Annotated in this window: 20 protein-coding genes; 11 read left to right on the top strand and 9 right to left on the bottom strand. The window is 71.5% G+C overall.

All coding sequences use genetic code 11. The annotated features are described in order from the left end of the window. Positions 1-252 precede the first annotated feature (252 nt). The 3 genes from WMF24_RS36600 to WMF24_RS36590 all read right to left on the bottom strand — a co-directional run bounded on the left by WMF24_RS36600 (position 253) and on the right by WMF24_RS36590 (position 3,690). A complete protein-coding gene (locus tag WMF24_RS36600; RefSeq protein WP_437732094.1) occupies positions 253-2,772 on the bottom strand; it encodes an ATP-binding protein in 2,520 nt (839 codons plus the stop codon). Between the two features lie 35 nt (positions 2,773-2,807). Continuing rightward, entirely contained in the window at positions 2,808-3,059 is a 252-nt protein-coding gene (locus tag WMF24_RS36595; protein WP_437732093.1) for a hypothetical protein, read from the bottom strand. A 217-nt stretch (positions 3,060-3,276) separates the two neighbouring features. After that, on the bottom strand, positions 3,277-3,690 hold the full coding sequence (locus WMF24_RS36590) for an LIC_13387 family protein (protein ID WP_437732092.1): 414 nt from the start codon (positions 3,688-3,690) through the stop codon (positions 3,277-3,279). 537 nt (positions 3,691-4,227) lie between these two features. Here WMF24_RS36590 and WMF24_RS36585 point away from each other — a divergent pair. Next, entirely contained in the window at positions 4,228-4,638 is a 411-nt protein-coding gene (locus WMF24_RS36585; RefSeq protein WP_437732091.1) for a hypothetical protein, read from the top strand. 100 nt (positions 4,639-4,738) lie between these two features. Further along, positions 4,739-5,359 (top strand): hypothetical protein, encoded by a 621-nt coding sequence (locus tag WMF24_RS36580; protein WP_437732090.1) that lies wholly within the window; start codon positions 4,739-4,741, stop codon positions 5,357-5,359. Here the strand turns inward: WMF24_RS36580 and WMF24_RS36575 are convergent. Further along, positions 5,352-5,855: a hypothetical protein gene (locus tag WMF24_RS36575; RefSeq protein WP_437732089.1), complete on the bottom strand. Its 504-nt coding sequence runs from the start codon at positions 5,853-5,855 to the stop codon at positions 5,352-5,354. The two genes, WMF24_RS36580 and WMF24_RS36575, sit on opposite strands and share 8 nt — an antisense overlap. Positions 5,856-6,054: 199 nt before the next feature. Here WMF24_RS36575 and WMF24_RS36570 point away from each other — a divergent pair, with 199 nt between their 5' ends. The 3 genes from WMF24_RS36570 to WMF24_RS36560 all read left to right on the top strand — a co-directional run bounded on the left by WMF24_RS36570 (position 6,055) and on the right by WMF24_RS36560 (position 8,588). Next, positions 6,055-6,291 (top strand): DUF433 domain-containing protein, encoded by a 237-nt coding sequence (locus WMF24_RS36570; RefSeq protein ID WP_437732088.1) that lies wholly within the window; start codon positions 6,055-6,057, stop codon positions 6,289-6,291. Beyond that, positions 6,291-6,659 (top strand): DUF5615 family PIN-like protein, encoded by a 369-nt coding sequence (locus WMF24_RS36565; protein ID WP_437732087.1) that lies wholly within the window; start codon positions 6,291-6,293, stop codon positions 6,657-6,659. The genes WMF24_RS36570 and WMF24_RS36565 overlap by 1 nt, the downstream gene beginning before the upstream one ends. A 342-nt stretch (positions 6,660-7,001) precedes the next feature. Beyond that, complete coding sequence (locus WMF24_RS36560) at positions 7,002-8,588, top strand: SNF2-related protein (protein WP_437732086.1); 1,587 nt, start codon at positions 7,002-7,004, stop codon at positions 8,586-8,588. A 47-nt stretch (positions 8,589-8,635) separates the two neighbouring features. Here the strand turns inward: WMF24_RS36560 and WMF24_RS36555 are convergent, their stop codons facing one another. Beyond that, entirely contained in the window at positions 8,636-8,782 is a 147-nt protein-coding gene (locus tag WMF24_RS36555; RefSeq protein WP_437732085.1) for a hypothetical protein, read from the bottom strand. A 322-nt stretch (positions 8,783-9,104) separates the two neighbouring features. On the opposite strand from WMF24_RS36555, the gene WMF24_RS36550 reads away from it, so the two are divergent. Next, positions 9,105-10,142: an IS630 family transposase gene (locus tag WMF24_RS36550; protein WP_437732084.1), complete on the top strand. Its 1,038-nt coding sequence runs from the start codon at positions 9,105-9,107 to the stop codon at positions 10,140-10,142. On the opposite strand, the gene WMF24_RS36545 is transcribed toward WMF24_RS36550, so the two are convergent. Further along, positions 10,139-10,840 (bottom strand): hypothetical protein, encoded by a 702-nt coding sequence (locus tag WMF24_RS36545; protein ID WP_437732083.1) that lies wholly within the window; start codon positions 10,838-10,840, stop codon positions 10,139-10,141. The two genes, WMF24_RS36550 and WMF24_RS36545, sit on opposite strands and share 4 nt — an antisense overlap. After that, positions 10,837-11,499 carry a hypothetical protein gene (locus tag WMF24_RS36540; RefSeq protein WP_437732082.1) on the bottom strand — a complete coding sequence of 221 codons (663 nt, stop codon included), beginning with the start codon at positions 11,497-11,499 and terminating at the stop codon, positions 10,837-10,839. Before WMF24_RS36540 ends, WMF24_RS36545 begins: the two co-directional genes overlap by 4 nt. 566 nt (positions 11,500-12,065) lie before the next feature. Between WMF24_RS36540 and WMF24_RS36535 the strand changes: the two genes are divergently transcribed. Genes WMF24_RS36535 through WMF24_RS36520 form a run of 4 tightly spaced genes read left to right on the top strand, consistent with a single transcriptional unit; the run spans position 12,066 to position 17,548 of the window. Then, entirely contained in the window at positions 12,066-12,845 is a 780-nt protein-coding gene (locus WMF24_RS36535; protein WP_437732081.1) for a cyanophycinase, read from the top strand. A gap of 23 nt (positions 12,846-12,868) precedes the next feature. After that, positions 12,869-15,553 carry a cyanophycin synthetase gene (cphA, locus tag WMF24_RS36530; protein ID WP_437732080.1) on the top strand — a complete coding sequence of 895 codons (2,685 nt, stop codon included), beginning with the start codon at positions 12,869-12,871 and terminating at the stop codon, positions 15,551-15,553. Next, the gene (gene iadA / locus WMF24_RS36525; protein ID WP_437732079.1) at positions 15,553-16,707 is read left to right on the top strand and encodes a beta-aspartyl-peptidase; all 1,155 of its coding nucleotides are present in this window, start codon (positions 15,553-15,555) and stop codon (positions 16,705-16,707) included. The genes cphA and iadA overlap by 1 nt, the downstream gene beginning before the upstream one ends. Beyond that, entirely contained in the window at positions 16,682-17,548 is an 867-nt protein-coding gene (locus tag WMF24_RS36520; RefSeq protein ID WP_437732078.1) for a cyanophycinase, read from the top strand. Before iadA ends, WMF24_RS36520 begins: the two co-directional genes overlap by 26 nt. A gap of 54 nt (positions 17,549-17,602) precedes the next feature. Here the strand turns inward: WMF24_RS36520 and WMF24_RS36515 are convergent, their stop codons facing one another. Continuing rightward, positions 17,603-20,317 (bottom strand): CHASE domain-containing protein, encoded by a 2,715-nt coding sequence (locus tag WMF24_RS36515; RefSeq protein WP_437732077.1) that lies wholly within the window; start codon positions 20,315-20,317, stop codon positions 17,603-17,605. Between the two features lie 51 nt (positions 20,318-20,368). Beyond that, positions 20,369-21,637 (bottom strand): SPRY domain-containing protein, encoded by a 1,269-nt coding sequence (locus WMF24_RS36510; protein WP_437732076.1) that lies wholly within the window; start codon positions 21,635-21,637, stop codon positions 20,369-20,371. Positions 21,638-22,070: 433 nt separating this feature from the next. On the opposite strand from WMF24_RS36510, the gene WMF24_RS36505 reads away from it, so the two are divergent. Beyond that, positions 22,071-22,967: a LamG domain-containing protein gene (locus WMF24_RS36505; protein ID WP_437732075.1), complete on the top strand. Its 897-nt coding sequence runs from the start codon at positions 22,071-22,073 to the stop codon at positions 22,965-22,967. The last annotated feature ends 50 nt before the right edge of the window (positions 22,968-23,017 follow it).

The following is a 23,017-nucleotide window of genomic DNA, read 5'->3' as shown; positions in this document are numbered from 1 at the left end:
CGGGCGTCGTCTGGCATCAGCTCACACCGCGCGAGCCGGACGAGTTGAGGCGAGGCGGGACGCGATTGATCGATCGCGCGAGCTGATGCACCGCCGCCCAGGTCGGCGCTCCACGGGCTCACCTCGGTGCTCGCGCCCCTGCGCGCGGGCGACGTCATCCCGCAGCATGCGGCGATGCTCGTGCTCCCGCGTCCCGCTCGACGGCGTACACGGTGCGCCAAGCCAGGGGCATCGACACGTGTGCGCACGCGGTCACCCCACGCGGCGCAACCACCTTCCGGCGAGCGCCACCTCCTCTGCGGCCGCAAGCACGGTCTGCTCCCCTCCGGCTCGACGGAAGAGGCCGGCGAGCTGCGCCACGCTCGCCCATCCCTGGAAGACACCGGCCAGCGACGGAGTCCCCGAGGCGTCCAGCAGGCTCGCCGAAAGCAGCCGCGCCGCATCGGCGGGGCTTATCCAGGGGGCGGCCCCGCAGAGATCGCCGAGCGCGTCGGCGTCGTGGCCTCCTGCCTCGAAGGCAAGCACCGCACGCCGTGCCGCCTCGGCGCGCATCGATTCAGGGAGCGCCCCTGCAAGCCGCGCCAGCGCGCCAGTCCGCGCATAGCTCCCGGAGGGCTCGACGCAGCCCTCCGCGATGCGTAAAGCCGCTTCGTCCCCCAGGAGCGCGACCGAAGCGGAAGGGTGCTCCTTGACCCGATGGCACCGCTCCTCCGGGGCGAGCTCCTCGAAGAGTGCCCGCACCTCCTCCACCGGCCGCCGGCCCGGAGGGAGCGCCTCACCAAGGCGAAGCAACGCGTCCGCCCGGTAGCCTGCGCTGCTCCCCGCCCACCGCAGCACGAGCGCGCGCGCCTCGTCCTCTCGCCCGACCGAGACCAGGCGTGCACCGAGAGCATGCACCGGCCAGACCGGGACCTCCTCGAGCGCCCTCTCCAGGAGAGGCTCGGACAGGGTAGGCGTCACGGCCTCGGCTTCCTCCCTGGTCTCGAAGCACCAGGGCGCCCAGCGTCGTTCGATCTCCTGGACAGCACGAGCTCTCGCCTCTGCCGGCAGCGCGGAGAGCAACCGGGCGAGGACGCGGATCCGCTGGGGCGCAGGCAGGGAACGCGAAGCCCGCTCCAGCGCGACGGCGGAAGCTTCGCTCACCCTCGGCCCAGGCACGAGCGCGGGCGGCGCCCCTCCCGCGCGCGCGATGGCCTCTGCCGCGACCTCCTGGGCTTCCTCTTCGGGGAGCAGGCCCGCCGCCGCGACGAGCCCCCAGACCGCATCCCCCTCCTCCGACCGGCGCGCCGCTGCCAGCGCGAAGCGCGCAACCCGGATGCGCCTCTCGCCCTCCGCCGCCTCCGCCACGGCGACCAGCGCCGAGGGGCTTGACCACCCCGCGCCCGTGTTCTCGGCGATCTCGAACGCTCGCTCGAGGACCCCGGCTCGGGCGGACCGCGAGACCTCCGCAGAGAGGGCGAGCAAGGACAGCGCGCGCGCCGCGTCCGCCTCAAGCCATGGAGTCACGAGGTCTGCGTCCGGGGTCGCCCATGGCTCCGCGTCTCCCAGCGTCGCCGCCGCGCCCTGCGCCGCCGCACAGCGGACGAGCGCTGCGGCGAGGGAGGGAGGCATGGAGCCGCAGCGCTCCACCTCCTCTCCGATACGATCGCGCAGGCGGCGGAGATCGAGGAGGGCATCGGCGAGCGCCTCGGCAGAGGCAGCCGCTACCCAGCCCGGCTCGGCACAGGCGAGCATCGAGGCGACGGGAGCGCCGCCGAGCGCGAGGTGCGCGCTCGCATGACGGCGGAAGTAGGCCGGCCGGCGGCGGGAGGTCTCCGCGGTACATCGCGCGATCGCGCCCCGGTAACGCGCCTCGATCGCCTCGTCGCGACCGGCGCTCCGCTGCGCCCACGCGACCCGTAGCGCCTCATGCTGGAACCTCAGCGCGCGCGCCGGCCCATCCCAGCGCAGGATCCGATCGAGGGACGGTAGGACCACGTGCAGGAGACCGCGCGCGGTAAAGTCGTCGATCTCCAGGAGCTCCGCGACATCCTCTGCATCGAGCGGCGAGAGCGCGCGCGCCAGCAGGGAGAGCACCTCGAGCGCGACCTCTCCTCCGTCGAGGCGCCGGAGCTCTCGCTCGACCTCCGCGGCGAGCGCCTCCGGTCCGCCGTCTCCCCCTGCCGCCGCCCAGCTCGGAATGCCTCGGCTCTCCGCCGCCGCGGGGGAAGGTGGTGCAACCTCGACGAGGAGCGCATCCGCGTCCTCCCATCCGAGGCGCTCCCTCCAGGCGTGCGCTTCGCCCTCTCCGCCCGAGATGGAGACCAGACATCGGACGCGCTGTCCTAGCTCCCGGAGCGTCGAGCCCCGAGCGTCGCGAGGCCAGTCGACGCACTCGTCGAGACCATCGAGCACGAGGAGCACCTCGGGCTCGTCCTCGTCCTGGCCATTGGCCAGCCTGTTCCGGAGCTCGGAGCGCAGCTTCAGGACGTCCCGCGGAGGGTGCAGCACGTCCTCGCCGAGCTGCTCCAGGAGCGACGCGAGGATCTCCTGCTCGAAGACGAGGGCGCTCGCCCGTCCTACCTGCACCGCGGCGACACAACCCCGCGTGCGCTCGACCGCCTCGTCAACGAGCCGGGTACACAGCGCCGTCTTGCCGGCTCCCGGAGGGCCGTGCAGCACGCACGCGGGGCCCGGAGCAGCGCGCCATCGCTCGAGCGCTTCACGGGCGCGCTCTTCCCCCTCGGTCCACGAGATGGGCGCGGGAGCTCTTTCCTTTTCCTTTTGACGCATGCGCACCTCGGCGTGGGGCGTTCGCCTCCGCCGTTCTAGGCCCTGTAAACGCCGTATTCGCCCTTCTTGCCCTTCGCCCCGATGACGTGCTCCTGAATGCCGAGCCTCCCGAACATCGCTCCGCATTTCTCGCACGGGTCGACCCGCTTCCGCATCTTCGCGCTGTCGTACGTCTCGATCGAGAGGCCTTCGCCCTGGAACTTCTTCTTGATGCGCCGGTTCACCTCGGCGTCGGTCTGCTCGGGGGTCATGCGATCCTGAACGCGCACCTTTTTCTGCTCTTTCATCACGTCTCTTCGGATGTTGTCCGGCGCCCCCTTGAACGCCGCGCCGCACACGCCGAGCTCGCACCTGCGGCCGCCGCCGCCTCCGCCGCCCTGGCACGGCGTGCCCCGGCCGCCGCCGCCGGCTCAGTCCGCTTCCCAGCCGGCCTCGCTGATGCGCCCGATGCCCTGGCCGGCGGCGCCCACGGTGCCTCGCGGGCCGTAGATACGGCCCGCACGCTCAGCGCACCACGAGCGCCGCGCCGAAGCACGCCGTCGCGACCAGCAGGGTCACGATCGGCGGCGGCGGAAACGCGCGGACGGCGATGGCCAGCAGCGCCAGCGACACCGCCGCGTTCAGCGCCACGACAGCAGGGAGCGCGGCGAGGGCGGGCGCGGCGAGCACGCAGACGGCGCCGTGCAGCGCGAGCACCAGGCCCATGGCCACGCTGAACCCCAGGTGCAGGCCGAGCAGGTCGCGCGACAGCCCCATCAGGGTCATCCGGTGCGCCCGCATCGCGCCGAGGACCGCGGTCTCCGCGGCGGGCGTCGCGCGGCGACCGAGCAGCAGCGCGGTGATCGCGAGGTGCCCGATCCCGGTGACGACCCACGCCCACGCGCCCACCTGAAACAGCACCTGTGCACGGATGCTCATGACAGCCCTCGTTTCTTTGCCGCCGGTGCGCAGGAGGGCGCCCGGGCCGCGCAGGAGGGAGTCGGGGCCGCGCAGGAGGGCGCCAGGCGGCACAGGAGGGCGCCGGCGCTGCGCAGGACGGCCGACGCGGCCGCCCGGGATCCAGCGCGCCGTGGGACTCGCCCTGGACCGGCGTGCGCATGGCAAGCGTTGCCTTCATGGCAAGGCTTGCCAGCCCCCCGGGAGGCAAAAGCGGCAAGGACTGCCATCACGCGCCGATGCCCGCGCCCCGGACGCGACGAGGCGACCGCTCCCGCGCTCCGCCGGGACGGGCGCCCCCTCGTCGCGCCGGAGCGTCACAGGCCAGATCTCCGTGGCACGCTCGTTGCGATATTGCGATGTCGCGATGTCGCGATGTCGATGGGTGTACGCCGAGCGAGGTGAGGGCGCCGCTCCCATCACGGATCGGCCGCTCGCCTCGCATCCACATCCGACCTGCTCCGCGTCGCGCAAGCGTCGCCGGAACTGCGTCGCAGGCGGCGGGTGGCGGCACGCGCCATGGGACCGGGAAAGCTGCCCGGCCACTCGGCACCCTCCGTCCAGGAGTACGAGAAAGCCGCGCGCTGCATTGCCGTACTGAAGAACACTTGTGCGGACTTCCTCGATATCGACCCTCTGTTCGACTCGCACCCCGCGTGCTCCACGGTCTTCGTGGGCAAGATGGCCGATGGCGGCGAATGCACCGATGACAACGATTGCAGCAGCGCGACCTCGATCAGGCAGGATGAAGCTCGTCGCCATGATCACCGAGCCGAGCAGCATCGCCCGCTTCCTCACCGCGCTCGGCGAGCGGACCGACGTTCCAGCTCGCCCACCAGCGCCGACGCGGCGGCCGCCGTACTGGAAGAGCACCGTGCTCCGTCGCAGCGTTCCGAGCCTCCGGACGGATATCCGAAGGACCCAACGTGACGGCGTCAGCCAGTGCCCAGCGCGGCCCCGACGAGGGCAGCTCCTGAGCACGCCTGGATCGTGTGCCTCGCTCACTGAATGACAAGCCAAGGAGATTGCAATGAAACGTGACGTTCGCACCGGTTGGCTCGTGTCGATGATGGCCCTGTCCACGCTGGTGGTGGCGTGCAGTGACAGCGGCGGCGGGCCGATCAGCAACGGTGGCGGCAGCGGCGGCAGCGGCGGCAGCGAAGCGGGAGACCCGAACGCTATGCAGGCGTGCTTGGCTATCTGTGAGTCGCACAAGCTGTACGGCTGCGATCCGCCGGATCTGGACTGCGCCCAGAGCTGTGGCTTGGTGGTCATCCCGCTGTCCCGCCCCGCGTGCGAGGACGAGCTCTTCGCGTACTATTCGTGCTGGCTGCCCGAAGCCTCCACCTGTAAGGAGGGGTTGCCCGCCCACTGCCAGGACGAGAAGGACGCGTACTCCGCGTGCGTCGACGCTCACGGTTGCCGTGACCTGGCGTGCGACTACCCGCACGGCCTGGAGGGCAACGAGTGCGCGTGTTCGTCCACGTGCCTCAGCAAGAAGCACGAGGTCAAGTGCGGGCCGTCCGAGGACGGCACGACGATGTGCTCGTGTCTCGTCGAGGGAGTCGAGGTCGGGACGTGCGAGGGCGCGCCCAGGGAGGTGTGTCACCTCACGCAGGGCTGTTGCCAGGAGTTCTTCGACATCAACTGACCGCATCCTGGAGGCGCGGGAACTCGGGCTTGAAGCCGAGATCTTCGCGGATGCGGCGGCCGTCCAGGAGTACCTCGAAGGCTCGGGCCGCCTCGCCGGCCGAGCCGTCGGGCGGTGCGGCGCCGACGGACGCGAAGAGGGTGGCGATGTCGGGGGCTTCGTCGTCGACCACGTTGTAGATGCGGTGCGAAGGCGATGCGGTGTCGAGCACGCGCGCGACAGCCTGCGCGACGTCGGCGTGATGAATCACGGCCATGCGCTGCGACGGCGGCCAGCCGCGAGGCGGCCGCCGCTCGGTCCGTAGACCAACCCGGTGCTGGTGAAGACGAAGCGCTTCACGCTCGCGGCGCGGGCGGCGGCCGCGAGTCGTTGCGTGCCGAGGTCGTTGACGGTGTGCGCGCCGGCCGTCGAGGCGCTGTTCGCGGACGGCGATGGCCAGCAGCGCCAGCGACACCGCCGCGTTCAGCGCCACGACAGCAGGGAGCGCGATCGTCATCAGACCCATCGAGCCTCCAGACGGCGTGCGGGTCGCGGCATGGGACGACGCGCAGGGAGACGCAAGGGATGGCCTGGCCGGTCGCAGCGAGCCACGCCGCACGGGTCTCACGCCAGCAACGACGTAGCGGCCAGACTCCGTTGCGGATCGGCAGCAGAGGCTGCTGAAGCCGAGCCGAAATTGTGGTAGAGTTCACGTCATGAACTACCGCGATCGCATCGTGCGAGATCCTCTCGTCTGCGGGGGCGAGCCGGTCATCAAGGGGACGCGGGTCACGCTCCGCACGCTGCTCGCCAGCCTGTCGGACGGCGACTCGATCGAGGACATCCTCAGCGACTACCCGACCCTGACCGCGGACGACGTTCGCGCAGTGATCGCGTTCGCCGCGGATTCCGTCCGGGAAGATCTACCGGCGCCCAAGGTCGTCGGGTTCTGATGCGCATCAAACTGGACGAGAATCTGCCGACTTCCCTGGTCGAGGCGCTCGTGCAGCTCGGCCACGACGCGGACTCGGTGCAGCAAGAGGGGCTTCAGGGATCGCCAGACGCCGGCGTGTGGGCGGCGGCTCAGGCGGACAAGCGTTTTCTGATCACGCAGGATCTCGACTTCTCGGATCTGCGGCAGTTCGCCCCTGGAACACACCACGGGCTCCTGCTCGTCCGCCTCGCTGATCCAGGCCGGCGGGTACTCAAGGCCTACATCGAGTGTCTCTTCCAGACAGAGGACGTCGAGCGCTGGGCCGGGTGCTTCGTGGTTGCAACGGACACCAAGATTCGCGTTCGGCAGCCCGAACCGAACCGTTGATCTGACGGCTCTTGGTATGACAGGCCAATGCTGCTGACGTGCGCCCTTCCTCGCTTCGGCGGGCGCCCACAGCAGATCACCCTCATGGCCGCCGCTGCACGCGGGCCTGTGGACGCGCCGGCTTCCACCGACGCGGTTCGCTGGGCGAGCTCGCAAGAGGTAATCCTCGCCAGAAATCCCTCGCCATGAAGGCCGATTCCTGCGCAACCGCGCGGCCGCGCTGGTATCAGGGCCGTCATGACGACGATGCGCGCCAAGCGAACGGTCTCGGCCCCTCGTAGACCCCCCAGCGCGGCCGCTCCAGCGGTCGCCGCTCCGCGTGCGGCGCCGGAGCGAGCCCATGTGCTCGACGTCCCGTTCGCGATGCGCGCCGTCGCGTCCGCGAGCGGCGCGCGCTGGGACGCGGAGCACGGCGTGTTCGTCGCTCGCGCAGAGGCGCTCCCGCCGGCCCTCGCGCCGTTCCGCGCCGCGCCCTACTCGTGGGAGCGACGCATCGAGCGCGAGCTCAACGACGACCCGGCGCCCGCGCCCGCCGCCCCCGCGGGGGCGATCGTCCTCCGCCCGCACCAGCTCGACGGCGTGCGGGCCATCGCCGCCGCGAAGGCCGGAAGGCGCGCCGGGTTCCTCCTCGCCGACGACGTCGGCCTCGGCAAGACGATCACCGCCTGGGCCGCGGTCCTCGGGATGCCGGACGTCGCGACGGTGCTGATCGTTTGCCCGCTCGCCGTCGTCGCGCACTGGCGCCGCACGGTCCAGGCGATGGGCGACGCAGGCAAAGAGATCGTGATCATCAATTATGATCGGCTCGGCAAGCTCTTCGAGGTGACCCCGGAGGCGCGGCGGAGGATCCGATCGAAGAAGGGCCTCGCGCGCGCCGGCAGCGCCGCGGAGTTCGACGTGGTGATCTGGGACGAGAGCCACCGCTGCAAGAATCCGGCGGCGGCGCGCTCCAAGCTCGCGGTGAAGCTCAACGCACGCGCAGGGTTCGTGCTGTGGCTCTCGGCCACCGCGGGGCAGAACCCGCTGGAGCTATCGTATCTCGCGCCGCTCCTGGCGAGCGCGACCGGGAGCCGCTCCGCGGATCTCAAGGACTTCGAGCAGTGGTGCGAAGGCCAGGGGCTCGGGGTCACGCGCGGCGCGTTCGGCAGGTGGGACTGGCGCGGCGATCCGGCGGACTGCGAGAAGGTGCGTGCGCTCCTGTTCGACGGCCGTCCCGCGGTGGGGATGCGGCGTCGCCCGGAGGACGTGGCCGGCTGGCCCGAGATCAACCGCATCCTCACCCCCATCGAGCTCGACGCCTCCGCGCGCGAGCTCTACGCGCAGGCGTGGACCGCGTTCCGCCGGGAGATGGAGCTCGTGCCGAAGGGCGCGAACCCGAGGTCGGCGCTCGCCGCGACGCTGCGCCTGCGGCAGAAGAGCTCGCTCATCCGCGTGGCGGGCACCGTGGAGCTCGTGAATGAGCTGCTCGACAACGGGCATCAGGTCGCGGTCTCCGTCGCCTTCCTGGAGACGCTCGAGGCCGTGCAGGCCGCGCTGGCCCGCGAGCGCGTCCCGTGCGCGCTGATCCACGGCGCGATGCCGGCCGGCGAGAAGGAGGCCGAGCGCCTCCGCTTCCAGCGCGGCGAGCCGCGCGTCGTGCTCTTCACCGTGGAGGAAGGGATCTCGCTCCACCAGGGCGAGCACAACGAGGTTCCGCGCTCGGAGGTGATCCACGATCTGCGGTGGTCGGCGATCCAGATGGCGCAGATCGAGGGCCGCTGTCACCGCGATGGACGGTTTGCGCAGGTCTACTGGGCCTATGCCGACGGTACCGTCGAAGAGAAGATCGCCGCGATCGTGTGCCGCAGGATCCAGTCGATGAAGGCGATGGTCGGCGATGACGTCGAGACGATGCACGAGATCGAGCGGCTGCTCGCCGGAGCCGATTGAGGCGCGTCACGCGCTGAAGCCGTGGTCGACGCGGAGCGCGTCCACCCTCATCTCGGCTCCGCCGGCCTCCCCGCGCCGGCGGCGGGCACGTCGAGCGGCACGGTCGTCGTGCAGGTCCCCGCCGCGACCTCCACCGTGCGCCCGGCGAGCTTCACCGTGGCCGCGTCCCGGCCCCCCGCGCGGCTCAGCCGCACGAGCTCCCGGCCCGTCTTCGCGTGCCCCGGTAGAGCTGCTCGTAGGCGTCGACCCAGCCCCGCGCGACGACGAGCCTCGGCGCGAGGAAGTCGTCTCTGGACGAGGGGGAGGTGGGGCGCGCCCGCGGCACCGCCGATCGGGCGGAGCGATGGACTCTAAATTCCCGATCCTGATTCGGGAACGCCAGCAATTCCAAGCGCTTGAACGGAAAGCTTGCAGGTCGGCCTCTCCGTGCGCTCGTGGCCGCTGTGAACGAACCCACCACGAGGAGGAGAGGCCGATGGGGAGAATGTTCTTCGGCTTCGTTCCCGGCACAAGCGGGTGCTCCAGCAGCGAGCCCGAAAAGCGCGGGACGGGGCCTACCGAATCCGCTGCCTGATTCTGCTGAGGTTGGACGCCGGAGCGACGCCGGCACGCATCGCAGAGGAGCTCCAGGTCGCTCGCTCGACGATCAGCCGGATCCGCTCGCGCTTCCTCGCCGAAGGGCTGGCATGCCTACGCGACCATCGCTCACACAACGGTCAGCGCAAGGTTTCTGCAGCGCACCGGCGGCGACTTGAGCAATTGCTCGACGCGAGCCCGCAGGACTTCGGCTGGGCACGGCCGACGTGGACGCGCGAGCTGCTGGCGCTCCAGCTCGAACGCGACACCGGGCTACGCCTGAGCGTCGGCCACATCGGTCGGCTGCTGCGAGCGATGGGGGCGCGCCGCAAGCGCCCCCGTCCCGTCGTCCGCTGCCCGTGGCCGAAGGCGCGCGAGCGCCGCAGGATCGGAGCGATCCGCAAGCTGATCTGCAGCCTGCCCCGCGACGAGATCGCGTTCTACGTCGACGAGATGGATGTCGATCTCAACCCGCGGCTCGGGCTCGACTGGATGCGGCGCGGTCGGCAGAAGCGTGTGCTCACGCCCGGCAACAACCAGAAGCGCTACGTCGCTGGCGCGCTGACGATCGGCTCGGGCAAGCTGACGTGGGCGTTCGGCGCTCGCAAGAGCAGCGACTTGTTCATCGCGGCGCTGGCCACGCTGCTGCGCCGCTACCGGCGCTACCGGCGGCTGCACGTCATCGTCGACAACTTCGGCATCCACACGAGCAAGAAGACCCGAGCATTCGTCGAGGCCGCGGGAGGCAAGCTCGTGCTGCACTTCCTGCCGCCGTATGCGCCCCAGTACAACCGCATCGAACGTGTCTGGAAGCAGGTCCACGACAACGTCACCCGCAACCATCGGTGCGCGAGCATCGACCAACTCGTCGAGGAGGTGGATGATTGCCTGGAGGCCCTCTCCCCGTACCCGGGGTCGTCCGCGAGCCTGCGGCCTGTGGTCAGCTCGCCCGTTGCCGATTCGGGATCGGCTATTTAGCGCGGCGGGGGCAGGGGCGGTGGCGCGGGCGTGCCGCTCGGTTGCTCCACCGAGGAGGGAGACTCGGCCCCTGGTGCCGCCGCGGGAGCCGGCTGCGCCGCGGCGTCGGAGGCAGGTTGCGGCGCGATCTCGGAGGCGGGCGGCGGGGGCGCGGGGCCGGCCGGCGGCGGGTAGGTGAGGTCGTCGCACGTGGCGCCGAGGCTCCCGACCGCGTCGTTGTAGTAGTTCATCGCGTCGAACGCGTGCCCGTGGGCGTCCTCCTTGCCTCGCCTGGAGAGCGCCCCCAGCACGACGGCGGTCACGGCGACGGCGACGCCCGTGCCGAGGATCGCGCCCATGGCGGCCTCGTTCTCGTCGTGGAAGTAGAGCCCCGAGAGCCCGCCGAGGCTCCCGACGCCGAGCACCACCCCGAGGGTGGAGAGCGTCGTCGCGGTGCTGCCGCTCTGCGACGCCTGGCGCGCGTGCTCGCGCGCCTCGGGGACGCAGCGCACGAACTGCTCCAGGCCGGCGTAATCGTAGCTCTCCGCCACCTTCCGGCCGCCGGCCCACAGCGTGAAGCCGTCGTCGTAGCTGGCCGTGAGCTCGCCCCGGGCCACGACGCGCGGGGTGTACATCGTGTGCCCGCTGGAGCAGCCGAGGAGCGTGGAGCCGAGGACGCACGCGATCAGGGCGGTGGGGGGACGCTTCGCCGGCCTCACGGCAGCTGCCCTCCCGGCGCCGGGAGCGCGCACGGCGAGCCGGGGGTGCGCGCGAGGTCGTTGTAGGCGTTGATCTGGTCGAGCGCGAGGGACGAGTCCTTGTCTCGCTCCGGGCTCCCGACCGAGAGCCCCACCGCGATCGGCGGCAGCGCGACGAGCGCGACGACCGCGAGCGTGGCGAGCACGACCGCGGCCGCGCTGCCAGCGCCGTTGTCGCCGCCGCTGCTGCTGCCGCTCCCGGAGGCCGTCGTGCCGCCGGACTTGCCGCCCTTCGCGGGGGACGCGGGGGTCCGCACCACGTCCGGGCCGTGCCTGTGGAGGTGCGGCGGCGGCGGGGCCACGCCGCGCCGCTCGACGACGATGGGCGGCCCGAAGTAGACAGGCACCCAGAAGGCGCCGCTGACGCGCACGGGGGCGCGCGAGGTCCGCGCTGGGTACGGCGGCAGCGCTTCGCCGGACCCGGGCTCGTCGGAGAGGCACTCCGGGATCGCCCCGGAGAGCTCCATGGCGACCGCGCCGTCGCGGTACACCGGGCGGGCCCGCCCGTCCGGCGGCGGCACGTACTCGGACACGTACGAACCGCAGCCGGACAGCGCGGCGAGGGCGAGGGCGCCGAGGGCGGCGCGCGCGATGCAGAAGCGAGGTCGATGAGGCTTCACGGCAGCGCACGCGAGACTATCCCCCGGAGGCTGCCCTGCCTAGGGGGCCCCGCGCCGCGAGCGTGCTGCGGTGCGAGACCGAAGAGAAATTGAACCACAGAGGCACAGAGGGCACAGAGGGGAGAGAAAGAGAGGGGAGAGAGCGGGAGAATCTTCATCTCTCTCCTCTGTGCCCTCTGTGCCTCTGTGGTTCATATCTCTCTCTCTCTCTCTCTCCTCTGTGCCCTCTGTGCCTCTGTGGTTCATCTCTCTCTCTCCCTCCCACCCGGCACGCAGGGCGAGCGCCGCGCGCCCGACCGGCCGGGCCGAGCCAGCCCCCCCGGGCTCGACCAGCCAGACTCAACAGCTCGCACCGTGGCGCCGCAAAGCGGCCTGTCGGCGCAGGGCGCCAGCCTCATCCGAGCCAGAAAGAGTGGCAATCGGACACCCTGTGGCATTTTGCCATGGTGCAGGTCTGACCATCGCGTCGAAACGCGCGCGAAACGAAGCGGCGCCTGCCTGGCCCGGGCGTTGCGACAGCGGGTGAGTTCCTCCACATGGTCCCCGGTACGAACTTTCCGCGCTTGGTGGCCATCGGCGGTGCCGAGGACAAAGAAGGCGACCGCACCATCCTGCGCGAGTTCGTGCGCCTCGCCGGCGGCCAGGACGCCTGCCTCGTGGTCATCCCCTCGGCCAGCGAGACGCCCGAGGTGGTCGGCGAGCTCTACCAGAGGATCTTCCACGAGCTCGGGGCGTCCGAGGTCGCCGTCCTCACCATCGCTGCCCGCGACGACGCGCGCAACGAGGCGGCCATGCGGCAGATCGAGCGGGCGACTGGCACCTTCTTCACGGGGGGCGATCAGCTCCGGATCATGAACCGGCTCGGCGGCACCGGGGTCGACACGATGCTCCACCGGCGGTGCGAGGAGGGCATGGTCGTCGGGGGCACGAGCGCCGGCGCGGCCGTCATGTCGTCGAACATGATCGTCGAGGGCGAGACGAAATCCCCGCGGGCCGGCGCGGTGCGCACGGGGCCGGGCCTGGAGCTCCTGCCCGGCGTCATCATCGATCAGCACTTCGCCCAGCGCGGCCGCATCGGACGGCTCCTCTCCGTCGTCGGGCTGTTCCCCCACTACCTCGGCGTCGGCATCGACGAGGACACCGCCATCGTCGTCGAGGGACACAAGGCCACCGTCATCGGGAGCGGCGCCGTCACCATCGTCGACGCCGGCGGCGCCTCGTTCAACGACGCGGTGGACACCCCCTCGGGAGGCTGCATCACGCTCTGCGGGGTCACCCTGCACTCGCTCCCTCACGGACGGAGCTTCGATCTGCTCGAGAGAAGACCCATCATCGCTCCTGACTGACACCCACACAGCCGAGCTGGACCATGCGCATCATCACCCTCCGCACGCTTCACGGGCCGAACGTGTTCGCCAACTGGCCAGTCCTCCGCATGACCCTCGACCTCGAGGACCTCAACGAGACGAGCAGCGCAGAGGTGCCAGGCTTCGTCGACCGCCTGCTGGCGCTGCTGCCCGGCCTCGCCGAACACCACTGCTCCCGGGGCAAGCCGGGGGGCTTCGTCGAGCGGCTCCGGGAGGGCACCTACTGGGGCCACATCGTGGAGCACGTCGCCCTCCAGCTCAGCGAGCCGGCGGGGATCGGCGTGACGTACGGCAAGACGGTGTACGCCGGGGCGCCAGGGCTCTACGACGTCGTCGTCGAGTTCGAGAACGAGGCCGCGATGCGCCTGCTGCTCGAGGCCGCCTTCGAGCTCGTCGACGCCGTGCTCCAGGACAGGCCCTATGACGTGGCGGCGAAGGTCGCCGAGGCCGCGCAGGTGGCCGAGGAGACGGCGCTCGGGCCGAGCACGCGGGCCGTCGTCAAGGCGGCCGAGAAGCGGGGAATCCCGTGGTCGCGCCTCAACGACGAGAGCCTCCTCGTGTTCGGCTACGGAAAGCACAGGCGGTTCGTCCAGGCCACCACCTCGTGCAACACGAGCTTTGTGGCCGTCGAGATCGCCGGCAACAAGCAGCTCACCAAGGAGCTGCTCGAGCGGGCCGGGGTGCCGACGCCGCGCGGGGTCGTGGTGATGACGGCCGGCGAGGCGGCGCGGGCGCTCGGCGAGCTGCGCGCGCCCGTCGTGGTCAAGCCCCTCGACGGCAACCAGGGAAAGGGGGTGTCGCTGAACCTCTGGACCGAGGCGCAGGTGCGCGAGGCGTTCGACATCGCCCGCGCGGTCCGCTCCCGGGTCCTCGTCGAGGAGATGGTCAGCGGGCGCAACTACCGCGTGATCGTCGTGAATGGACGCGTCGTCGCCGCGAGCGAGCGGCTGCCGGCCCACGTCGTCGGCGACGGACAGCACACCGTGGCCGAGCTCATCGCGCTGGAGAACCAGAACCCGCTCCGGGCCAGCGGGCACAACGGCGTCCTGACGAGGATCGTCGTCGACGACGTGGTGCGCGCCGGCCTCGCCAAGCAAGGGCGCTCGCTCGACGAGGTGCCGGCGCCCGGAGAGCGGTTCTTCCTGCGCGAGAGCGTCAACCTCTCGACCGGCGGCACCGCGCGCGACGTCACCGACGAAGTCCACCCCGACACGGCCCGCCTGTGCGAGCGCGCGGCGCGGGCCATCGATCTCGACATCTGCGGGATCGACCTCGTGGCCGAGGACATCGCCCGCCCCCTCGGCCGCGGCGCCATCATCGAGCTGAACGCCGCCCCGGGCATCCGCATGCACGAGCACCCGAGCGAGGGAAAGCCGCGGGACGTGGGCGGCGCCATCGTCGAGATGCTCTATCCGCCGGGCACGCCGTCGCGCATCCCCATCGTCTCGATCACGGGCACCAACGGCAAGACCACCACCACGCGCATGGTGGGGCACATCCTCGGGGCGACGGGCGCCACCGTCGGGATGACGACCACCGAGGGGATCTACGTCGGCGGGCGCTGCATCGAGGCGGGCGACACGACCGGCCCCTGCTCGGCGCGCACCATCCTGTTCGACCCCACGGTGGACATCGCGGTGCTCGAGACGGCGCGCGGCGGCATCGTCCGGCGGGGGCTCGGCTACGACTGGTCCGACGTCGCGATCATGACCAACATCGGGCCGGATCACCTGGGCCAGGACGGCATCGAGAGCGTCGACGATCTGCTCTGGATCAAGATGGTCGTCGCCGAGCGGGTGCGGGAGGGCGGGACGCTCGTGCTCAACGCGGACGACCCGCTGCTCGTCTCCGTCCCGCAGCACCGCCGCATGACGAAGCTCTCGCGGAACATCGTGTTCTTCTCGCTCGACCCGTCGAATACCGTGCTGCGCGACCACGTCGCCCGGGGCGGCACGGGCTACACGCTGAGCGACGGCGCCATCGTGGAGCTCAAGCGCGGCGTCGAGCTGCGCATCCTCCAGGCCTCCGATATCCCGGCGACCTTCGGGGGCGCGGCGCTCTTCCAGATCGCCAACGCCATGGCGGCCATCGCCGCCTGCCGCGCGCAGGGGGTGATGGTGGAGACCATCCGGCGCTCGCTCCGGACGTTCGACGCGTGCACGAAGAACAGCGGTCGAATGAACCTTTATCAGCTCGACGACAACTACGTGCTCGTCGATTACGGCCACAACCCCGGCGCCTTCCGCGCGACGTGCGCGCTCGCGGCGCAGTGGGAGGGGCGGAGGATCACGGGCATCGTGAGCCTGCCCGGAGACCGCGCGAACGCGCTGCTCGAGGCGTGCGCCTGCGAGATCGCGGCGGGCGGGTTCCACCGCATCCTCGTCAAGGACGACGGCGACCGGCGGGGTCGCGCGCCCGGCGAGGTCCCGGCCCTCGTGCAGCGGGTCGTGAAGGAGGTGAATCCCGGCCAGCTCTGCCAGGTCGTTCCGGACGAGCGCGAGGCGGTCGAGCACGCGCTCGCCACGGCGGAGCCGGGCGAGGTCATCGTGCTGTTCACCGAGGAGGCGCTCCTGATGGGCGAGATGCTCACCCGGATGGGCGCTGTCGCTGCCAACGAGGTGCCCGAGCTGAAGTCCGGCACCCGGGCCCGCGCGCGGCGCCGCCAGGACTCGATCGTGGCGGTCTGATGTTCGTGCTCATCGAGGGCGGGGAGCTCTTCGCGCCGGAGCCGCTCGGCGCCGCGTCGCTGCTCGTCGCCGGCGACCGGATCGCGAAGGTGGGGCCGGTCGACGGCCGCGCGCTGGCCGCCCTGGGGGTCGAGGTCGAGGTGATCGACGCGCGCGGTTGCGCGGTGATCCCCGGGCTGCTCGACCCGCACGAGCACCTGCTCGGCGGCAGCGGCGAGCGCGGCTTCGCGTCGCAGACGCCCGAGATCGCGCTGGGCGAGGTGGTGACGGCGGGCATCACGACGGTGGTGGGGTGCCTCGGCGTCGACACGACGACCAAGACGATGACGGGCCTCCTGGCGAAGGCGAGGGCGTTCAAGGAAGAGGGGATATCGGCGTACCTCTACTCGGGCGGCTACGACGTGCCCCCCGTCACGCTGACGGGCACGGTGCGCCGCGACATGCTCCTCGTCGAGGAGGTCATCGGGGCCGGCGAGGTGGCGGTCTCCGATGTCCGCAGCACCGAGCCGTCGCTCGCCGAGCTCGCGCGGCTCGCGAGCGACGCCCACGTGGGGGGCATCCTCACCGGCAAGGCGGGGATCACGCACCTTCACATGGGCGATGGGCCGCGGCGGCTCGAGCCGGTGCGCCGGCTCATCGCCGAGCACGACGTCGAGCCCGGCTGGCTCTACCCCACGCACGTCGAGCGCAACGAGGGCCTGATGCGCGAGGCCGTCGCGCTCACGCGGCAGGGGGTGACGGTCGATATCGATACGGTCGAGGAGGACCTCGGCCAATGGCTGCGCTTCTTCTGCGACGAGGGCGGCGATCTCGAACGCCTGACGGTCTCGTCGGACGCGTCGATACCGAGCCCGCGCACGCTCTTCGAGCAGCTCCGCGAGGTGGTGCGCGAGCACGGCTTTCCGCTGGAGCGCGCGCTGCCGCTCGTCACGTCGAACCCGGCGCGGATCCTGAAGCTCCCGCGCAAGGGGGCGTTGCGGGCCGGCCACGACGCGGATGTCGTCGTGCTCGAGCAGGGCTCGCTGGAGATCCGCGAGGTCATCGCGCGGGGGCGGCGGATGGTGAAGGCGGGGCGCCTCGCCGTCACGGAGCGGTTCCTGGAGCGGAGCAATCGAAAGGTCGAGTTGCATGGTCGAAAGCAGAGGCGGAGCTGACGGGTCGGACAGGGATCCTCCGGCGGGCGCGCCGCGCGGCCGTCCGGGCGGCGCGCTGGTGCTGATCGGCGGACACGAGGACAAGGAGGGGGAGCGGGAGATCCTTCGCGAGGTCGTGCGCCGCGCCGGCGGGCGGCCGATCGTCGTGGCGACGCTCGCGAGCGAGGTCGCGGGCGAGCTATGGATCGAGTACGAGCCGGTCTTCCGGGCGCTCGGCGCGGGCGACGTCCGGCACCTCGACATCGCGCAGCGCGATCAGGCCCGGGAGGCGCGCTGGCTGGAGATCCTCGACGACGCGGGGTGCGTGTTCTTCACCGGGGGCGACCAGCTCAAGATCACGAGCAAGCTCGGGGGCAGCCGCCTCGCCGACGCGATCTGCGCCGTGTACCGGCGCGGCGGCACCATCGCGGGCACCTCGGCCGGCGCCTCGGTCATGAGCGAGACGATGCTCGTGGGCGGGGCGGGCGAGGAGTCAGCCAAGGTGCGCGGCGCCGTGCGCATGGCGCCCGGCCTCGGGCTTGTGCGCGACATCCTCGTCGACCAGCACTTCGCCCAGCGCGGCAGGCTCGGCCGCCTGCTCGGCGCGGTCGCCCACAACCCCCGCTTGCTCGGGGTCGGCATCGACGAGGACACGGCCGCCGTGATCGAGCCCGAACGCCGCCTGCGCGCGCTGGGAACAGGCGCAGTCTACATCGTCGACGGGCGGAATCTCAGCCATACGAACATCGGCGAAGAGCAGGGCGACCGCGCGCTCAGCCTCTTTGACGTGCGGCTCCATGTGCTGAGCTCGGGGGACTCGTTCGATCTCGAGACAGGGCGCCCGGCGTGCGGAGCACGGTGACTCACGCGGGCTGATCGCGGCGGGATGGCGCCTCGATGAAGCGCCGGCCAGCGGCTACTCCGCCGTGCGCGCCGCGTCCATGTGGCTCCGGAGCATCGCCCGCAGCCTCCTGATGTCGAAGTCCGCCCCGAGCCGCCGGATCTGCGCGACGAACGGCCGGAGCCGCGGGTCGGTCCGCTCGAGCCGTGCGGCCTCCTCGACGAGCGCCTTCACCCGCCCCCTGTCCGCGAGGTCGATCAGCACCGCGAGCGCCTCCGGCGGCGGCGCCACGAGCGCCTCGGCGCGCGCCGTCGGCTCGGTTTCCCGGGCGCCGGCGGCCGGCGCGTCGTCCGCCGCGACCCGCTCCGCCGCGCCCCTGTCGGCCGCGCCCCGCTCCTGCTCGTAGATCCACGTGATCCCGAGGTGCCGCCGCAGCTTGTCGAGGAGTTCGTCGGCGCGCACCGGCTTGGCAAGGAAATCGTCGCCGCCCGCGCTCAGGCTCCGGTGCTGGTCCGCCTCGAAGACGCTCGCCGACGACACGATGATGACGACCCCGCGCCGCTCCGGCGCCTCCCGGAGGCGCTGCATCAGCTCGATGCCGTCCATCCCCGGCATCAGCAGGTCGGTGATCACGAGGTCCGGCCCCACCTCCGCCGCCCTGGTCAGGCCCTCCCGCCCGTCTTCGGCCGCCGTCATCTCGAACCCGAGCGGCGCGAGCAGATCGACGAGCACGGCGCGGTTCTCGGGGTGATCGTCGATCACGAGGATCTTCTTCCGCGGGCCCTCGTAGCCCGTGACCCGCCCGCGGTCGACCACCGCGGCCGCCCTGGCCCACTCCTCGGCCTCGGGCAGCCGCACGTCGAACCAGAACGTGCTGCCCGCCCCGGGCTCGCTGCGCACCTGGATCGCGCTGCCCATGAGCGCCACGATCCGCGCGCTGATCGCGAGCCCGAGCCCCGTCCCCTCCGCGACCCGCCTGCCGCTCCCGACCTGCTCGAACGGCAGGAACAGCCGCTCCATCTGGGCCGCGGTCATGCCCGTCCCCGTGTCCTCGACCTCGAACCGGAGGGTCCGCAGCGCCCCGGAAGGTCGCTGCGCCTGCGCTTCCGGCGCCCCCTCCTGCGCGCGCTCTCTCTCGTGCTCCTGCGCGCGCTCTCTCTCGCCCTCCTGCGCGCCGTCGAGCGCCAGCACCCGGAACACCACCCGACCGGCGTCGGTGAACTTCACCGCGTTGCCGAGCAGGTTGAAGAGCACCTGCAGCAGGCGCTTCTCGTCCGCCCGGACGCCGGCCGGCAGGTCGCCCGCCTGCTCGTGGACGAACGCGATCCCCTTCTGCTCGGCGCGCACCCGGAAGATCTCGACGAGCCCGTGCACGAACGACTGCACGTGGATCGCCCGCGGGACGAGCTCCATCTTGCGCGCCTCGATCTTGGACAGGTCGAGGATGTCGTTGATGAGCCGCAAGAGGTGCGTCCCGCACTGCTGGATCACCGAGATCCCCTGCGCCTCCTTGTCGCTGAGCGACCGCGAGCGCGCCAGGATCTGCGCGTAGCCAAGGATGCCGTTGAGCGGCGTCCTGAGCTCGTGGCTCATGCTCGCCAGGAACTCGCTCTTGGCCAGGTTGGCCGCGTCCGCGGCCTCCTTGGCGATCTTCAGCTCGGCGGTGCGCTCCTCGACGCGGGTCTCGAGGAGCTGTGTGTGCTCGCGCAGGCGGTTCTCGCTCTCGCGCAGGTCGGCGGTCATCTTCGTTGCCAGCGCCTCGGCCCGGCTGCGCGACGACGCCAGCGACCACGTGATCCAGAAGAGCAGCAGGCTGACCACGGCGCCCAGCGCGAGCACGGTGGCGGGCAGGCGCTGCCCCGAGCCGATGTGGACGCCCGGGCGGGTGCGAAACGCGAGCTTCCAGGTCTGTCCGGCGATGTCGAGGGAGAACTCCCGGGCGTACAGCGGGCGGCGGGGGGGCGACGCCCGCGCGCCGTCGTCGCGCCCGTACATCACCTCGCCGCGGCTCGTGATCGTCAGGTCGAACGTCTGTCGGACGGCGTCGGACAGCGTCTCCTCGACGACGCTCATCACCCGGAAGGGCGCGTAGACGTACCCGCGCAGCGCCGCGCGCCGCTCCTCGACCGTGCGGGTCGGGCGACCGTGCTCGTAGATGGGCAGCGCCACGGTGAGCCCCGGCGTCCGCGCGGCGTCCTGCACCAGGATGATCCGCCCGCTCGCCGCGGCGCGCCCGGTGTCCCGCGCCGTCTCGAGCGCCGCGCGCCGCACCTGCTCGAAGCCGAGGTCGAGGCCGATCGCCTGGCGGTTCTTCGCGAGCGGCTCCAGGTACTCGATGACGAAATACGCGGGGCGATCGCTGGCCGGCGTCACCGCGAAGCGCCCGTACGTCGGCTCGACAGGCCCGATGGCCCGCCGCACCTCGTCCTCGTACGCGGCCTTGCGGTCCGCGGGCACGTACCGGACGAACCCGACCCCGCTGATGCCCGCGTAGTGCCGCGGCAGCTCCAGCGTCTCGACGTAGCGTTTCCACTCTGCGTAGCTCACGTCGCGCATCGCGACGAAGAGCCCCTGCGACGCCCGCAGCCCGGCCAGGTACGTCTGGAACCGGTGCGCGAGGGCGTCCGTCGCCTTGTAGGCCTGATCGTCGAAGTAGGCCCGGGTCTCGTCCTCGACCTTCTGCCGGACGTAGCGGAACACGAGCGCCGTGGCGGTCAGGCCGAGCAGCAGGACGAGGAACGCGACCCGCGTCCTCCGGAGGATGCGCATCAGCCTGGGTCGCCGCGGCATGTCGTCCGCGGAGCATACCCGGCGGCGGCCCCCGAGGAGCCGCGCGGCGCTTTACTCCGCGTCCACCACGGTGAACGAGGCGCCGTCGAGGCAGCCGGCGAACGACGTCATCGTCAGGCCGGTGATCTCTTCCACGGAGCGGATCAGATCGGGCGTGTCGTTGCCGCCCGGCGCGTTCGGCCACGCGTGGCCGGCCTCGATCCGGGAGCCATCCTTGTTGTAGATGACCGTGCTGATGGGGATGCCGGCCGGCGCGTTCACCCTCGACGGCTCGTGGCCGACGAGCACGATCTGCTGGAGCTGAGCCTCCGGGTCGACCGTCACCGTCCACTGCGTGAACGCGTACGAGGAGAGCGCAAGGACCATCGGGGCGGTGCGGGAGACGTGCACCGCGGCCTTGGGCCCGCCCTCGCCGCGCTCGTGGATGCCGATGACGTGGAGCTCCGTCTCGCCCTCCGCGTCGGCGCTGTAGCTCGTGAGATCCTCGCAGGCGGCCTCCACGGGCGCCGGCGTCGCCGGGAGCCCGGCCGGGCCCTCGTCGACGCAATCGCCGCTCTCGTCCTCCTCGAGGTCCTCGGCGAACGCCGAGAAGCCCTCCGGCGCGTCGTGGGCGAACGCGCTCGCGCCGAAGTTCGCTGTCATGACATCGCCGTCGGAGAGATAGAGCACGGGGTAATACGCGCCCGTGCCGGGCACCGCGAGGACCTCGACGCCGCCTTTGCCCGCCTCGGGATCCATCTCGCCGAGCCACGCGCCGTTCTTGCTGAAGTACACGCGCCCGGCGTCGAGATCGAGCGCCACGCCGATGACGTCGCCCGCGGCGAACGGGTCCTCCTGAACGGCGCTGTCCTGGCCATCCCCGATGCGGGTGCTCCCGTCGCCGCCGCTCGAGAGGACGCCGGTCGTGTTGTACAGGGCGCCCATGTAGGCCGTGTCGCCGACCGTGGAGATCACCCCCTCCACGGAGGCCCCGATGTTCTGGGCCCAGAAGTCGCCGCCGATCAGGCTGTCGACGGTGACCTCGTAATACCAGCGCCCCCCGGCATGGCTGGCCGCGGCGCGGGCGATCTGCACCCGACCCGACGAGCTCGCCGTGAGGCCGTCGTTCGAGAGCTCGACGGCCCCGTCTCCGCCGTCCTCGTGGGCCACGAGGCCGAGCTTGCAGCTCACCGGGTTCTCCGGCTCCGGCGGCGGCTCCGTCTCAGGCGGTGCTCCCCCGGTGCCGCTGCCTGTGTTCTTGTCGTCGTTCGCCTCGCCGTGACAGCCGCCGCCGAGGAACGCCGCGAGCAGGCCGAGAGACGCAAGAAAGCGATGGGTCATGAAATCTCCCTGAGTGATTGTGGAAACTTACGCCAAGGGCGTTCTGAAGGAGGGTGCCGCAGAGCGGCTGTCTTGCCCCCGCCACAACGATGGGTCCTGGAGAGCCCCGCCCGAGGCGCGAGACTCGCCCCGGGTCCTGTGAAAATCAAGAGGATCGGCCGGCGCTCCCGTTGTTGCGACGCTGCTCCTCGGCTGCGCGCGCGCCTCGCGCGAGAGGGGTTCGGAGCCGCGGAAGCGCGCGTGAACGACGCAGGCGAAGCGCGCGTGGAGCGATGAAAGGTATCCGCGCTTGCATGGTTCATTTTTCTTATCACGGCATCTGCGCGGACGCGCGAGCCGGCGGAGGCGCGCTGACACGGATCGCATCTTCGCGAGAGGCGCGGTTACGCTGCGCGGCCTTCTGGGCTACGCTGAGCGCCGCAGGAAAACCAGGATGCTTGGCTCATCACATCTTTCTACATGCCGTCTGGCCGGCATCGCCCTCGTGCTGCTGTCCTCCTCGGCTTGTGCCCTCGATGGGAGAGGCACGGCCGAGCCGCGACCGACCGAACAGCAGCAGCCTCGCCCGGAGGAGGAGCTCCCAGGGCAGGGGCCTGCCCCTGGAGCTCCACTTCCGGAGCAGGAGCCAGGCCCGCAGGACGAGCGCCCCCCGCAGGAGCCCGCCCCGGAGGAGGAGCGCCCCGAACAGGAGCCTGATCCGGAGGACGAGCGCCCGGCGGCGCTGTGCGACGCGGCGGATCCGTCGCTCATCGCGTGCTTCGCGTTCGAGGGGGACCCCGGCGACAGCTCGCAGCACGGCTTCAAGCCCGATCGCGCGCGCAAGCTGGAGTACGGGCCCGGAAGGAGCGGCCAGGCGCTCCGCGTGAGTGACGGGAGCCTCCTCCGCTTTCGCCACGACGCCGCGTGGACCGCGCCCGCGATGACGATCGATGTCTGGATCAACCCGGCTTCCCTCCCGGAGCCGGGAAAGGAGCGGTTCACCGTGATCGACAGCAGCGGGAAGCCCTCTCTCTTCCTGCTGCCGGACGGCCGGATCCGCTGCACGATGGGTGTCGAGCGAAACGTGCCTTATCCCGTCGCGCCAGGGGAATGGACGCACATCGCCTGTCTGTCCGATGGCCAGACACAGATCCTGTACGTCAACGGCGTCGAGATCGACCGGAGCCCCTCGGGGCCGGTGCTCGCCGACGGGGAGCAGCCGATCCACATCGGCTCGGAGGAGCCGACGGATGGAGAGGAGTTCGACGGGCTGATCGACAGCCTCCGCGTCTTCGGCCGGACGCTCGCGCCGCAGGAGATCTGCGCCGCCGCCGGCAAGAGCGGCTGCTGAGCGGAAAGGGGCTGCCAGCGACAGCGGGGCTCTGCGCCTGCGCCGGAGAG

Origin of the sequence: Sorangium sp. So ce1335, from assembly GCF_051521615.1 — a bacterium.
Classification (GTDB): Bacteria; Myxococcota_A; Polyangia; order Polyangiales; family Polyangiaceae; genus Sorangium.
The sequence above is the reverse complement of the archived record's forward strand: the minus strand, read 5'-3'. Positions and strand labels throughout refer to the sequence as shown.

Coding starts and splice junctions, on each gene's coding strand:
- WMF24_RS36600 (WP_437732094.1), bottom strand. CDS start 2,772: ATGCGTCAAAAGGAAAAGGAAAGAGCTCCCGCGCCCATCTCGTGGACC.
- WMF24_RS36595 (WP_437732093.1), bottom strand. CDS start 3,059: ATGAAAGAGCAGAAAAAGGTGCGCGTTCAGGATCGCATGACCCCCGAG.
- WMF24_RS36590 (WP_437732092.1), bottom strand. CDS start 3,690: ATGAGCATCCGTGCACAGGTGCTGTTTCAGGTGGGCGCGTGGGCGTGG.
- WMF24_RS36585 (WP_437732091.1), top strand. CDS start 4,228: ATGGGACCGGGAAAGCTGCCCGGCCACTCGGCACCCTCCGTCCAGGAG.
- WMF24_RS36580 (WP_437732090.1), top strand. CDS start 4,739: ATGAAACGTGACGTTCGCACCGGTTGGCTCGTGTCGATGATGGCCCTG.
- WMF24_RS36575 (WP_437732089.1), bottom strand. CDS start 5,855: ATGACGATCGCGCTCCCTGCTGTCGTGGCGCTGAACGCGGCGGTGTCG.
- WMF24_RS36570 (WP_437732088.1), top strand. CDS start 6,055: ATGAACTACCGCGATCGCATCGTGCGAGATCCTCTCGTCTGCGGGGGC.
- WMF24_RS36565 (WP_437732087.1), top strand. CDS start 6,291: ATGCGCATCAAACTGGACGAGAATCTGCCGACTTCCCTGGTCGAGGCG.
- cphA (WP_437732080.1), top strand. CDS start 12,869: ATGCGCATCATCACCCTCCGCACGCTTCACGGGCCGAACGTGTTCGCC.
- iadA (WP_437732079.1), top strand. CDS start 15,553: ATGTTCGTGCTCATCGAGGGCGGGGAGCTCTTCGCGCCGGAGCCGCTC.
- WMF24_RS36520 (WP_437732078.1), top strand. CDS start 16,682: ATGGTCGAAAGCAGAGGCGGAGCTGACGGGTCGGACAGGGATCCTCCG.
- WMF24_RS36515 (WP_437732077.1), bottom strand. CDS start 20,317: ATGCCGCGGCGACCCAGGCTGATGCGCATCCTCCGGAGGACGCGGGTC.
- WMF24_RS36510 (WP_437732076.1), bottom strand. CDS start 21,637: ATGACCCATCGCTTTCTTGCGTCTCTCGGCCTGCTCGCGGCGTTCCTC.
- WMF24_RS36505 (WP_437732075.1), top strand. CDS start 22,071: ATGCTTGGCTCATCACATCTTTCTACATGCCGTCTGGCCGGCATCGCC.